The sequence below is a fragment of the Streptomyces sp. KM273126 genome, assembly GCF_004337435.2.
GTDB lineage: Bacteria > Actinomycetota > Actinomycetes > Streptomycetales > Streptomycetaceae > Streptomyces > Streptomyces acidicola.
Map to the genome: position 1 here is coordinate 3,946,715 of NZ_SJXB02000001.1, position 13,359 is coordinate 3,960,073.

10 protein-coding genes and 1 pseudogene are annotated in these 13,359 nt (G+C 68.6%); 9 read left to right on the forward strand and 2 right to left on the reverse strand.

Features of this window, described 5'->3' with window-relative positions; all coding sequences use genetic code 11:
• The first annotated feature begins 304 nt into the window (after positions 1-304).
• From E0500_RS17085 to E0500_RS17110, 6 genes and pseudogenes are all read left to right on the forward strand, one after another.
• Positions 305-1,684, forward strand: coding sequence for a cation:dicarboxylate symporter family transporter (locus tag E0500_RS17085; RefSeq protein ID WP_131568519.1), 1,380 nt, complete (start codon positions 305-307; stop codon positions 1,682-1,684).
• A 299-nt stretch (positions 1,685-1,983) separates the two neighbouring features.
• Positions 1,984-2,412, forward strand: coding sequence for a MerR family transcriptional regulator (locus E0500_RS17090; protein ID WP_131568517.1), 429 nt, complete (start codon positions 1,984-1,986; stop codon positions 2,410-2,412).
• A complete protein-coding gene (locus E0500_RS17095; protein WP_131568515.1) occupies positions 2,409-2,741 on the forward strand; it encodes a co-chaperone YbbN in 333 nt (110 codons plus the stop codon). Before E0500_RS17090 ends, E0500_RS17095 begins: the two co-directional genes overlap by 4 nt.
• 664 nt (positions 2,742-3,405) lie before the next feature.
• The gene (locus E0500_RS17100; protein WP_131568511.1) at positions 3,406-3,867 is read left to right on the forward strand and encodes an aldehyde dehydrogenase family protein; all 462 of its coding nucleotides are present in this window, start codon (positions 3,406-3,408) and stop codon (positions 3,865-3,867) included.
• Positions 3,868-3,888: 21 nt separating this feature from the next.
• Positions 3,889-4,752, forward strand: a complete 864-nt coding sequence (locus tag E0500_RS17105; protein ID WP_131568509.1) for an SDR family oxidoreductase — start codon at positions 3,889-3,891, stop codon at positions 4,750-4,752.
• A 102-nt stretch (positions 4,753-4,854) separates the two neighbouring features.
• Positions 4,855-4,980 (forward strand): annotated as a pseudogene (locus E0500_RS17110) (malic enzyme-like NAD(P)-binding protein); the annotation flags it as partial.
• Here E0500_RS17110 and E0500_RS17115 read toward each other — a convergent pair.
• Entirely contained in the window at positions 4,977-5,180 is a 204-nt protein-coding gene (locus tag E0500_RS17115) for a malic enzyme-like NAD(P)-binding protein (RefSeq protein WP_131568507.1), read from the reverse strand. The pseudogene E0500_RS17110 and the gene E0500_RS17115 overlap by 4 nt on opposite strands.
• A gap of 12 nt (positions 5,181-5,192) precedes the next feature.
• A complete protein-coding gene (locus tag E0500_RS17120) occupies positions 5,193-5,888 on the reverse strand; it encodes a type 1 glutamine amidotransferase domain-containing protein (RefSeq protein ID WP_131568505.1) in 696 nt (231 codons plus the stop codon).
• Between the two features lie 506 nt (positions 5,889-6,394).
• Between E0500_RS17120 and E0500_RS17125 the strand changes: the two genes are divergently transcribed.
• The 3 genes from E0500_RS17125 to E0500_RS17135 all read left to right on the forward strand — a co-directional run bounded on the left by E0500_RS17125 (position 6,395) and on the right by E0500_RS17135 (position 13,305).
• On the forward strand, positions 6,395-8,689 hold the full coding sequence (locus E0500_RS17125; protein ID WP_131568503.1) for an AAA family ATPase: 2,295 nt from the start codon (positions 6,395-6,397) through the stop codon (positions 8,687-8,689).
• An 85-nt stretch (positions 8,690-8,774) separates the two neighbouring features.
• Positions 8,775-9,641: a DUF4132 domain-containing protein gene (locus E0500_RS17130; protein ID WP_131568501.1), complete on the forward strand. Its 867-nt coding sequence runs from the start codon at positions 8,775-8,777 to the stop codon at positions 9,639-9,641.
• On the forward strand, positions 9,631-13,305 hold the full coding sequence (locus tag E0500_RS17135; protein ID WP_258572816.1) for a hypothetical protein: 3,675 nt from the start codon (positions 9,631-9,633) through the stop codon (positions 13,303-13,305). The genes E0500_RS17130 and E0500_RS17135 overlap by 11 nt, the downstream gene beginning before the upstream one ends.
• Positions 13,306-13,359: the final 54 nt, after the last annotated feature.

Below are 13,359 nucleotides of genomic sequence, written 5' to 3' on the forward strand. Positions count from 1 at the left end.
TATAAGCGTGAACTAAATGAACGGAAGGGTGACCGCCCTCACAGGGCGGGAGATAGTCACCCCATCGCAAGGGAGCGATCACCCTGTCGCAAGGGTGCACGACTCCCGATTCGGGACCCGCGATCCCGAGCCACAGGGAGCCCGTCTCCCACCCCTGGGAGCCTGTCTCCCACCCCTGGGACCCCCACTCCCACGACCCCGGGGCCGATCTCCCATCCTGGGAGCTCGTTCCCGCAGAATCCCCCGGACGTGAGCCGCACGCCGGAAGAGCGAGCCGACGACGTCGTCGACGAGGAGGGCAGCCGTGGCCAGCACCACAGATACGGCACCTACCGCACCCGCCAAGCGGGACCGCACCCATTACCTGTACATCGCCGTGATCGTTGCCGTGGCCGTCGGCATCGCCGTGGGCCTCATCGCTCCCGACTTCGCGGTCGAGCTGAAGCCCATCGGCACCGGGTTCGTGAACCTGATCAAGATGATGATCTCGCCGATCATCTTCTGCACGATCGTCCTGGGCATCGGTTCCGTACGGAAGGCCGCCAAGGTCGGCGCGGTCGGCGGCATAGCGCTCGGCTACTTCGTGGTGATGTCGTTCGTCGCCCTCGGTATCGGCCTGGTCGTCGGCAACATCCTGGAGCCGGGCACCGGCCTCGCGGTGACCGACGCGATCAAGCAGACCGGTCAGGCGCAGGTCGACGCGGAGGCCAAGGACACGACCGAGTTCCTGCTGGGCATCATCCCGAACACGCTGGTCTCCGCCTTCACCGAGGGCGAGGTCCTGCAGACCCTGCTGATCGCCGTGCTCGCGGGCTTCGCGCTCCAGGCCATGGGCTCGGCCGGTACTCCGATCCTGCGCGGTATCGAGCACATCCAGCGCCTCGTCTTCCGCATCCTGGCCATGGTGATGTGGGCGGCCCCGATCGGTGCGTTCGGTGCCATCGCCGCCGTCACCGGGTCGGCCGGTCTGGACGCGCTCAAGAGCCTCGCCGTGCTGATGCTCGGCTTCTACATCACCTGCGTCCTGTTCGTCTTCATCGTGCTCGGCGCGCTGCTGCGGATCGTCGCGGGCCTGAACATCCTCACGTTCTTCAAGTACCTGGGCCGTGAGTTCCTGCTGATCCTGTCCACCTCCTCCTCCGAGTCCGCGCTGCCGCGGCTCATCGCGAAGATGGAGCACCTGGGTGTCAGCAAGCCGGTGGTCGGCATCACCGTTCCGACCGGCTACTCCTTCAACCTCGACGGCACCATGATCTACATGACCATGGCGTCCCTCTTCATCGCCGACGCCATGGGTACGCCGATGTCGATCGGCGAGCAGATCCCGCTGCTGCTCTTCCTGCTGGTTGCCTCGAAGGGCGCGGCCGGTGTGACGGGTGCGGGACTCGCCACCCTCGCGGGTGGCCTGCAGTCCCACAAGCCCGCGCTCGTGGACGGTATCGGTCTCATCGTGGGTATCGACCGCTTCATGAGCGAGGCCCGCGCGCTGACCAACTTCGCCGGCAACGCCGTCGCCACGGTGCTGATCGGTACGTGGACGAAGGAGATCGACAAGGAGCGGGTGGAGCAGGTGCTCGCGGGGCAGCTGCCGTTCGACGAGCGGACGCTCCTCGACGAGGGTTCCGAGGCTGTGACGGACTCGGAGGCCGAGCAGGGCGGCGAGAAGGCGCTGGCCAAGGCGTAGCTCCGCCGTGGGGGCGGCTGCCGCCCTCGCACCACGGGAGCCGGGTCGCCCCTTGCACAAGGGGCGCCGGGTTCCTCAAAAAACACACAGACACCGAGCGGTCGGATTCTCCCCCGAATATCCGGCCGCTCGGTCATTTTTTCCGACGGCTCGGCCCTTTGCTCTGGCTGCTCGGCTCGGCTCCGTGTTCCGGCCGCTCGCCTCGGCTCCGTGTTCTGGCCGCCCGGCTCCGCCACCTCGGTGGCTCGGACCCGGGCGGCCGTTGCCTTTACGCCGACGTCAAGGCATACCGTCGGCCCATGCGAATCGGCGAGCTGGCGGCGCGGGGCGGGACGACCGCGAGGGCGGTGCGGTACTACGAGTCGCTGGGTCTGCTCCCCGGGCGGCGCAGCGGCAACGGGTACCGGACGTACGACGAGAGTGATCTGCGGCTGTTGCGGCAGATCCGTACGTTGCAGGACTTCGGGTTCGGCCTGGAGGAGACGCGGCCCTTCGTGGAGTGTCTGCGGGCCGGGCACCCTGAGGGCGACTCCTGCCCGGCCTCGCTCGTGGTCTACCGCCGCAAGCTCGGCGAGCTCGACGCACTGATCGGCGAGCTGACGGCCGTACGCGCGCAGGTCGCCGACCAGCTCGTGCGGGCCGAGAGGGCGCGGGACGAGCTGGCGGCCGAGGCGGGGGTTCCGGGTGGTCCGGAGCCCGAGTGTGAGCTGGGAGGGCGGGCGACATGAGCAGAGCAACGGGAGTGGCCGAGGTGACGGACGCGAATTTCGACGCGGAGGTGATCGGGGCGGAGCTGCCCGTGCTGGTGGAGTTCACCGCCGACTGGTGCCCGCCGTGCCGGCAGATGGCGCCGGTGCTCAGCGCCCTCGCCGCGGAGGAGGGCGAACGGCTGAAGGTGGTCCAGTTGGACGTCGACACCAGTCCGGTCACCACGAACGCGTACAAGGTGCTGTCGATGCCGACGTTCATGCTGTTCCGGAACGGTGAGCCCGTACGGGCGATGGTGGGCGCCCGCCCCAAGCGGAGGCTGCTTCAGGAGCTGTCCGACGTGCTGTGACGCGCCCCCCGGACGCCGCTCCGGACACGAAGAAATCCAGGCCGACGAGCCGACCGGCTACTGGGTGAGCAAGCTGTCCGCCACCACCCCGGTCGTGCTTGAGTTCGCGGTAGTGGTGTTCGATCCGCCAGCGCATCTTCGCCCACCGCGCCAGGTCAGCAACTTGCGTCTTGCTGATGTCCGACAGGATCACAGCCGGCGCGGTCTTGCCGGGCAGCAGGTTCACGGTCGCCGCGGAGATGTGCACGGTCCGGGTCTCGGCCCGTTACTGGTGTTGAGGTAGGGCGTCGCGGCGGCGAAGTCGCTTCCCTGAGTGGGCGATGTCGCCGCCATCCATCAACGGTTCGGCTTGGTCGGCGTCAGCTGATGGCTCCATCGCAGAATGCAGCTTGTCCAGGTCCGACATGGCGACTCGATGTCGCTTCGCAGCGGTGTACCGAGCCTCGCCTCGTCTGCCTTCGAGGACAGGATCTGGCCCTCCACTACGCCGATGTTTGTGGCCACCGCGGAGCAGCAGGAGTGCCGGACGCCGCCCGATGCGTTGATCCTCCCCGGGGTACGGTGCGACGCCAATGGCGCTCGCGCAAACAGGACACACGGCGCCTCCATACATGGAGACATGAAATCTTTTGCTACAAATGGCCGACGGATCTAGGCTCCTTTTATGGCTATTGCCACCACTAATCCTGTGACGGGCGCGGTCATTAAGACCTTCGATGAACTCACCCCCGAGCAGCTTGATGACAAGCTGGCCCGGGCCGCCGCCGCGGCGAAGTCCTACCGCCTGACGAGCGTGGAGCAGCGCGCTCAGTGGCTGAACCAGGCGGCCGACGTGCTGGAGAAGGACGCCGACGCCGTCAGCCGGATGACCACCACGGAGATGGGCAAGACGCTCCAGGCCGCCCGCGAAGAGGTGGCCAAGTGCGTCCACGGACTGCGCTTCTACGCCGCCCACGGCCCGGCATTCCTGCGGGATCTGCGGAACGACGCCGGGAACGTCGGCGCCAAGGAGTCCTTTGTGACGTACCAGCCGATCGGCGTGGTGCTGGCGGTGATGCCGTGGAATCTGCCGCTGTGGCAGGCGATGAAGGCTATTGAGAATTTGATAATCGCGCGAATCGGGTAGACGAAGAGGGAGTGTGTCACCATGTCGAATTCGTCGCTGAAGAAGGTTCTCATCACGGGAGCGGGTTCCGGCTTCGGTTTCGAGGCGGCCATGCGGCTGGCCCAGAAGGGATTCGACGTCATCGCCAGCGTCGAGATCTATGCCCAGGTTCAGACCCTGAAGTGGCAGGCGGCCGAGCGGAAGGTCGACCTGCACGTGGAGAAGCTCGACGTCACCAATGACGGCGACCGACGCAAGGCTCTCGACTGGGGCGTGGAGATCCTCGTGAACAACGCGGGTGTCGGAGAAGGAGGTTCGACGGTCGACATCCCTGGCGTGAACATCCGGCACCAGTTCGAGGTCAACGTCACGGGGCCGCTTCTGCTCACCCAGGGGATCGCTAAGCAGATGATCAAGCGCGGCGAGGGCCGTATCGTCTGGGTCTCCTCACGGGAGGGCCTGAACGTCAATCCGTTCACGGGTATCTACTCGGCGTCCAAGCACGCGATCGAGGCGATCGCCGAGACCATGGTGTATGAGCTGCAGGAGTACAACATCGAGGTCGCCACGGTGAATCCGGGGCCGTTCCTGACCGGCTTCAACGACCGAATGTTCCAGACGTGGGAGAGCTGGGAGGACGACCCCTCGGAGCGGCTGTTCGACTACTCCCAACTTGCCTTCCCGCGGGCGCAGTTCGACCCTGAGGCGGTCTTCGCCACGTTGACGGCCGTGGCGGCCGGCGAGGTCGACAGCTTCCGGAACCTGGAGCCGAAGTCGATGATCGACGAGACCAAGCAGCTGCAGCAGCTTCCGTGGGAGCGCAAGGTCACCGATGGCCTCGGTACCCGGCATCAGGCCATCAAGAACGCCTACAAGATGAAGCCGGAGACGCCGGTCTCGGCTTGAACCGGCATCGCATCAACATGGCGCCCCCCGGCAAGGGCCGCGTGACACCAACCAGCCGATCAGCGACTCGTGGTCTTCGGCGCGGGTACCGCCGGCACCGGCATGGCCGACCAGATCCACGCGGCCATGCTGCGCGCCGGCGCGACACCGGACCTAGCCAAGAACAACATCTGGCTCGTCGACATCCACGGCCTGGTGACGGACGACATGCGGGACCTGCCCGACTACCAGCAGGTCCACGCACGGCCGAAAGCCGAGGCAGCCGGATGGGCCGACGGACAGATCGACGTCCTGACGGCGCGGACCACGTCTTCGGTGAACGCGTTGTGGGCGGTCGACGTGCCGATGAGGATGGTGGGTTTCACATGCTTGATCGTGGTGGACAGCGGCAGCAGGATGGGACGTTCGACGCCTTCCGCCAGAAGCACGCCGCGACGCCGTCAGGCCAGGACTTCGAGTAGTCGTTTGCCCAGGACTCCGGCCGAATGCGGGTTCTGGCCGGTGATGAGGTTGCGGTCCTCGACCATGTACGGCTCCCAGCTCGGACCCCGGCTGAAGTCGACCCCGAGCTTCTCCTTGAGGTCGGTCTCCAGCAGCCACGGGGCTCGGGGAGCCAATCCGACGCCCTCCTCCTCGTCGTTGGTGAAGGCCGTGATCTTGTATCCCTTGAACGGCGAGACACCGTGGATCCGGGTGGCCAGCATCGCGGCCGGGGCGTGGCACACGATCGCCAGGGGTTTGCCCGACTGCAGCTGCTCGGTCAGCAGGCGCCCAGCGTCGGGGTCGAACGCCAGGTCCTGCATCGGCCCGTGACCGCCCGGTAGGTAGACGGCGTCGTAGTCCTCGAGCCGTACGTCCGAGAGCTTGAGCGGCCGCCGCATCCCCTCGGCGTCGCGGATGATGTTCTCCTGCTTCAGAGCCCCGTCCTCACCATCATTGAAGGACGGGCGCAGGCTCATCATGTCGACGGTGGGAATCACGCCGTCCGGAGTGGCGATGATCACCTCGTGACCGGCATCCGTGAGGATCTTGTACGGGTTCGCGAACTCCTCCGCCCAGTAACCCGTGGCATGCCGCGTGCCGTCCTTAAGCACCCAGTAGCTGGCACCGCTGACGATGAACAGTACCTTCGCCATACCCAATGCTCCTTTGTCCCGACTTCACGCGTCGGCGCGCCCACGGTTGGGCAATCCCAACGCACTTCGCACGCTAGGCGGGCCATTGCTGTCGCGCACTTTGGAGCCGCAGGCTCGGAGCCCGAGCACTGGCGGGTGGGCAGGGTGCAGCTTGAGGTGTCCTGGGCCTCGGCGGAGTCATACGGGTGAATCACTCCGGGCTCGGTGGGCGACCTGTCCATGCGAGCCGCACTGTTCACCGGGGCGGAGCAGCCCCTCGTGAAGCCGCAGGCACCGGCACAGCTCCTCCAACGCCCTCTAACCCGTCGCTTTCCAGGCCGCCGGCGATCAGGGCGCGCAGCCGGATGTCCGCCGAGTCGGAGGTGTCGGGGTGACTCCCGTACAGGATGAGCAGGGGCAGCTGTTCTTGAGAGCTGCAATTGCGCTCGGGGGATTTCTCTGCGTATATTTAATGGTTCGCGATTTGATGAAAGTCTGTCGCGGGGAAGTTCAATTGAACGAAGTATATCCGGGCGGGAGTGGAATTGTCAAACAGGGGCTCGCACAAAGAATTCTCCGACGATGAATTGCGGCGTGAGCAGGAATTCATCGACGGACTGTACGCGCGCGTGGACGCCCTGCGCGGGGACGCCGAGATCTCCGTCTCGGACGCGCTCGCACAGGGGAACACGCCCATGCAGGCGCGGCTGGAGCGGGACATTCTCGTCGCCGAACGCTCCGGGCTGCTCGCCGCGCTGAACGCCGTGGACGGTTCGCTCTGCTTCGGCCGGATCGACCTGACCTCCGGTGTCAGCCACCACATCGGCCGTATCGGCATCCGCGCCGACGACGCCGACCTCACGCCGATCCTCATCGACTGGCGGGCCGACGTCGCCCGCCCCTTCTACCTGGCCACCGGCCACACCCCCATGGGGCTGCGCCGGCGTCGCCACATCACCACCGAGGGCCGTGACGTCACCGCCCTGCACGACGAACTCCTCGACCTCGGCGACCGGACCCGGACCGGCCACGAGGACCCCACCGGTGACGCCGTCCTGCTCGCCGCGCTCGACGCGGCCCGCACCGGCCGCATGCACGACATCGTGCAGACGATCCAGGCCGACCAGGACCGCATCATCCGCGCACCGCACCGCGGCGTGCTGGTCGTGGAGGGCGGCCCGGGCACCGGCAAGACGGCCGTCGCCCTGCACCGAGCGGCCTATCTGCTCTACGAGCACCGTGAGCTGCTCGCCAAGCGCGCCGTCCTGATCGTCGGCCCCAACCCCGCCTTCCTCGGCTACATCGGCGAGGTACTGCCCTCCCTCGGCGAGACGGGTGTCCTGCTCGCGACGGTCGGCGAGCTGTTCCCCGGAGTGAAGGCCACCGCCCGGGACACCCCGGACGCGGCCCGAGTCAAGGGCCGCGCGGACATGGCCGACGTCCTCGCCGCCGTCGTACGTGACCGGCAGGCGCTTCCCGACCCGGTGATCGCCATCGAGCACGACCGGGAGATCCTCATGCTCGACGACGACCTCGTACGGGTCGCCCGCGAGCACACCCGCGAGGCGAAGCTCCCGCACAACGTGGCGCGTGAGCACTTCGAGGGCCGCATCCTCAACACGCTCACCGACATGGTCGCCGAACGCATCGGCACCGACCCCTACGACGGCTCCAACCTGCTGGACCCCAGCGACATCACCCAGATCCGCGACGAACTCGCCGACAACCCCGAAGTCTGGTCGGCCATCGACCAGTTGTGGCCCCGGCTCACCCCGCAGCGCCTTCTCGCCGACTTCCTCGCCGCGCCCGAGGGGTACGTGTCCGACGAGGACGCGGCCGCCGTCCGCCGTCCGGTGACACGGGCGTGGACCGTGGCGGACGTACCGCTGCTCGACGAGGCGGCCGAACTCCTCGGCGTGGACGACCGGGTGGCACGGGCGGTCGCCGAGCGCGAGCGGGAGGAGCAGATCGCGTACGCGCAGGGTGTGCTGGACGTGTCGTTCGCGTCCCGTACGTACGAGTTCGAGGACAAGGAGGACAGCGACCCCGAAAGCTCCGAGGTGCTGTCCGCGCACGACATCATCGACGCCGAGCGGTTCGCGGAACGGCAGGAGGAGGACGACCACCGCAGCGCCGCCGAGCGTGCGGCGGCCGACCGTACCTGGGCGTTCGGGCACATCATCGTCGACGAGGCGCAGGAGTTGTCGCCCATGGCGTGGCGGCTGCTGATGAGGCGCTCGCCCACCCGCTCGATGACCCTGGTCGGCGACCCCGCGCAGACCGCCGAGGAAGCGGGCGTCGGCTCCTGGGCCGGCATCCTCCAGCCGTATGTCGAGGACCGCTGGGAGCACACCCGCCTCGGCGTCAACTACCGCACCCCGGCCGAGATCATGGAGCTCGCGGCGGGGATCGTACGGGCCGAGAACCCCGCCTTCGAGCCGCCGAGCTCGGTCCGCTCGACGGGTGTGCGCCCCTGGGTCCGCAAGGCCCTCGGCGACCTGCCCGGCGAGGTGGCCAAGGCGGTCGCCGAGCTGACGCCCGCCGAGGGGCGCCTCGCGGTGATCGCGCCGCGTGACCTGCACCGGGTGCTCGCCGCGCGACTGGACGGTGTGACGGCGGGCGGGGAGCCGGACCTGACGCGGACGGTCGTGCTGCTCGACCCCCGGCAGGCCAAGGGGCTGGAGTTCGACTCGGTGCTGGTCGTGGAGCCGGGGCGGTTCGGTACGAGTGATCTGTATGTGGCGCTCACTCGTGCGACGCAGACGTTGGGGGTCGTGCACGAGGGGGAGCTGCCGGAAGGGCTGGTGACGGGCGTGGGGTGAGGCATCACAAGGGGTATTGGCGGACGTCTGGCCTTCGAGGGACCTCGCGGTCGGTTGTCAGTGGTTGCTGCCATAGTTCGACGGCATGACGACTTCACTGGCGTGGGTGCCCGCGATTCGGGGCCATGAGCTGGCCTTGGACGGGACGAATCTGAGATGCCGCAAGACCGACGGCACGGCTCTGAAATCCATCCCCCACGCCGTACGGAGAAGTCAGGTCGGTGAGCAGTTCGCGGTGCTGCAGGAGCAGTTGACCCGGCATGCGAAGGAGTGCCGGGCCGCCGTGGAGTCGTGGTTGCTGAGCGGGGTGCCGGTCCCCGCCCGGCTCCTCGCACGCGTCTGGCCGGATCCCAGCTGGCAGACCAGCCTGCAGCACCTGGTGGTGCAAGCGGACGGGCGGGTCGGGCTGTTGGAGACGGTGTCCGTGAACGGGCAGGTGTGCATACGGGAATCGGACGGCGCGCTGTACGAGCCCCCGACCGGGTCGGCTGTGACGCTGGTGCACCCCGTTCTGCTCGACGATGACGATCTCAGGTCGTGGCGGCGGCTTCTGGAGGAGCAAGCGGCCACCCAGGGGGTCGAGCAGGTGAACCGTCGGGTTCGTCGTCGGCGCGAGGTGAGTGACCCCGAGGCCACCGGCATCGACGTGCACGGTGACGAGGATGCCGAGAACCGCGGGTCCGCTCGGCTGCGCGCCGTGGAGAACGGTTTTGACGTGCGGGGCGGATTCGCCGCTCTGAGGATGACCGAGCGCGGCGTCACGGTGGAGGCACGCTGCTGGCTGGGGAGCGACGAGTCCCCGGAGACCGGACGGCTCCTGTGGGTCGACGATGCGGAACAAGCGGTCCCACTCGGCGAGGTGGGGCCGGTGGCCTGGTCCGAGGGCCGGCGGATGGCGGCACTGATCTACGGCGGAACTGATCACGGGGGTCCGGCGACCGATGACGCATGACGTGGAGACGAACAGCAGCGTGAACGCCGCGGCGGCCACCGACATGTCAGCAGCGCTGACGGCGGGGCTGGCACCGGCCGGGACGTCGGGCGGGGAGGACATCACAGCGCGACGGTACGGCCATCCGTTGCTGGGCGCGCGGCCTCTGATCCGGCTGACGGGACGGACAGCCGCACCGGTCGAGGACCGGCTCCTGGCCGACCTCGGGTACTCCGCGCCGGACGTGGGGGAGCCCGTGGCGGCCGGGTATCGCCCAGAACTCCGCTATCCGACCTGGGCGATGGTGCATGACCTCGCACACGCCGAGGTCGCCCTGTCCGCAGGCATGCAGATGGCGCGGGCCGGGCGTCTGGTCGGTCCCCGGCCGGGTCCCGCGTTGGATGAGTTCCAGCGGATCGCGTCGACGCTTCCCGATGGCCACCTGCCCGTGTTCTGGGAAGAGGTCGGCCGGATGTTCATCGCGGCCGGACGGGACAAACAGGGCGCGTTGATGTTCGGCAGGGCACGGGCGGCCGACCGGCATGCCACCGTGGGCAACGATCCGGCCCGGCGGCGCGCGGTATTCCTGGAGTTCGCCCTGGCCGGAGCCCTGTCGGCCAAGGACATCAAGGCGTACGTCGGAGAGTTGTCCCAGGCACCCGACGCCGAGGAGGCGTACCGCGAGCTGCGGGAGCTGGCCGTACGGCGGACGACGGGTGGGCTCGCCCCCTGGCCCGAGATGCTCAAGCAGATCGGCAAACTCGCCAAGGCCGCGGAGCTGGACGTCGTCACCGAGCACCGGCTGCTGCTGGAGAGCCTGGTGGACGCACCGGCTCTGTGGCGGTCGGCGGACAGTTTCTGGACGTCGCAGCGCAAGCTGCTGAAGCCCGCGGTCGCCGCCTCCACGGCGCTGAAGAAGCGGCTGTTGTGGCGGTTGACCGAGGCATCCCTGTCGGAGATGGACGCCTGGTGGTGCGGCCTCCTCGAAGAGACCGGCGCGCTTGACGAGCTCTCCGCCGATACGGGCGCGTGGCTGTCCGCGATGCTCGGCCGCTACAGCGGGGCCTCGTCCCCCTCGGTTCCCGAGGAGTTGCTGCGGCTGCTGCCCCTGTTGGCGGACCGTGTCCGGGAAACGGGGACGCCGGTACGGTTCGGCGTCGGCGCGCCCGAGGACCACTGCAGCATCGACGCCGTCGCGTTGGTCCGCTGCCTGGACGCGGGAATCCCGGTCGCGGACCCCGGCCCGGGGGCGACGTTGAGGAACTGGCAGGGAACTGCTCACATCGATCTGCAGGCGCTGATCGATGACGAGCGGTTCGGGCCGGTGCTGGTCCGGTCCGTGCCACAGGGAGGGGACGCGTTCCACCGGCTGTGGAGGGAGAAGGCCCTCCAGCCCGTCCTGCACGCGATCGTCGACGCCAGGCTCGCGCGCGTACGGTCGGGTGGCCTGGCGGACGCGACCCTCGCACTCCGCTGGATGGAGGACAACATCCGTGCGGACCTGCTGAAAGTGGCACCCGACCTGCCGGCCCGCATCGCGGAGCTCGACATGGTGACGCCGCTGACCCGTACGCTGCGGGCGGGCATCCTGGACGAGCTGGGCTGGGCCGCCCTGGACGAGGCCATCGCGGAGCTCGGGGGCAAGAACTTCTGGTGCCGGGCGAGCTGGCCCGCCCTGACCGTCCATGACCGCAGGAAGGCCATCGCGATAGGGCCGGGCGGCCGCCTCGCGGAACACCGGCTGCAGGTACCGGGCGAAGCCGCCCGGTACCACTACACACCCGAGGTCTACTTCTCCGACGGGCAGTTCCTCGTCCTGCACTACGTCAACGGCAACCAGCGGCACTACTGGTCGGACGCACCGGACGAGTTCTTCGCCCTACGGCCCAGGACATGGGAGTCGCTCTACTACGAACCGGCTCGGCCCGGATACACCTTCATGGCTCCGAGCGGCCGACGGTTCATGGGCCACCGGGTCCTCGATTCCCACGAGAAGCGGGTCGGCCCGAACGGTCATATGTTCCATGACGGCCGGGACTTCTGGTGGCACAGCGGGGACGGTCCGGAATCGCGGGTGCACCGCGTCGACCTGGCGACCGGCGACCTTGCCGAGGCCGGCCTGCCACAGTTCTTCGACCCGTCCCTGCTGGACGAGGACGAACAGTGGAACTTCGCGTGCTCGTGCCTGGCGCCGCTGCCGTACGGCGTCAAGGAGTCGCCGCTGGGCAGCGACGGCACACACGTGGGCCTGCGGGTCGCCGAGGACAAGACGACCGGACAGGTCCGCTATCACCGCGTCGACGGTGTCCACGGCACCCTCCATGGGACCGGGATCACTTCCCTGTGGGGGCTGCTCGACCTACCGGGCGCCGAGAAGCCTCTGGTACTCAGCGGCGGTGTCGGCCTGTACGACCCGGTGGTTGCCCGCGACGCCGAAACGGGTGAGCTCTACTGGCAGGCCGAACTGAAGAACGACGGCTGGACGGACAACAAGCCCGACCCGATGGCCGCCGGGACGCGGCTCATACCACCGCCCGCCTTCTGGCACTTCCTCACGCCTCGCGACCCCGCCGGATCGCGGGCCCTGCGGGAGATCACCGAGGACACCGTACGGAGTCTGCTGAAAGCAGCGGCCACCTCGGAGGAGGCGCTGCGGACCGCCGTCCGGGAGCTGTTGCCCGAGGCCGGCCATCCGCTGCTCGTACGGGGCGTCGTCGGGTGTGTCCAGGCAACCACCGAGATGATCTCCCACCGGGACCGGATCCTGACCCGGCTGACGCGGTCACACCGGGCACGGCTCAGGGGGTCGGAGGAGGACCTGGGCGGGGCGCTGGAGGGGCTGGTCGGCCACTACAGCGTCGGTTACGGCGGCACGGCGGCGCAGATCGAGCTGACCTCGGCGTTCTTCGCCGGCACGATCGACGCGGCGACCGCGATGGAACGCTGGCTGGACAATGTGAGTGCGTTCGACTGGACCGAGCTCCCCGGGCGGATCGGGGGCCTCGCGGTCCGTACGGTCAGCGCCGTCACCAGTGCAGCGCACCGCCTGGCGCTGGCCCGGCTGCTGAGGTTCTGGGCCCGCTCACCGCTGGCCGCACCGGGCCTGCGGCGAGGGCTTCTGGACAGCGAGCAACGAGCCGCACTGTCTGACGAAAACGGCACACTGATGCCGCTGAACATCACCATGCTCGCCGGCGACTGGGGTCGGTCCCATCGCCATGACACCCGGAACATCGCGGCGTTTCTGCAACAGGGAACCGTGCCCGGCCCCGCAGGTCTCCTCGACGTCCAATCGGTGCCCGAAGGCTGGGCCACGCCCGAGCGGCTGCGCCGGCTGCTGGACGAACTGGAGCGCGGCGGACCGGTCCCCTTCGACTCCGCCGCTGCTTCCCGGCTCGCCGAAGCCACCGACCTCGACCACGCCGCGGCGGCCCTGCTCATGGCCGGTCTGCCGCACATCACCGACGACGGGCACAACTTCCTGCCGCCGGAGACCCGCGCAACCCTGGGCCTGAAGGCGACGGAGGCCAGGACCGCCCGCGACCGGCTCCGTGGCATACCGGAGGTCGCCCGCCTGGAGGTCTACGACGCCGCCATGCCCGACGACCCGGCCGAGCTGTGGGACCAGACCGCGATGGCGGACCGCCTGGCAGAGGCGTGGCAGGCGGTGAGGACTGGACGCTGACCCGGAGGACCCGGCTCCGGGGACGCAGCCTCGGAGCCGGGGGCCCAGCGGGCT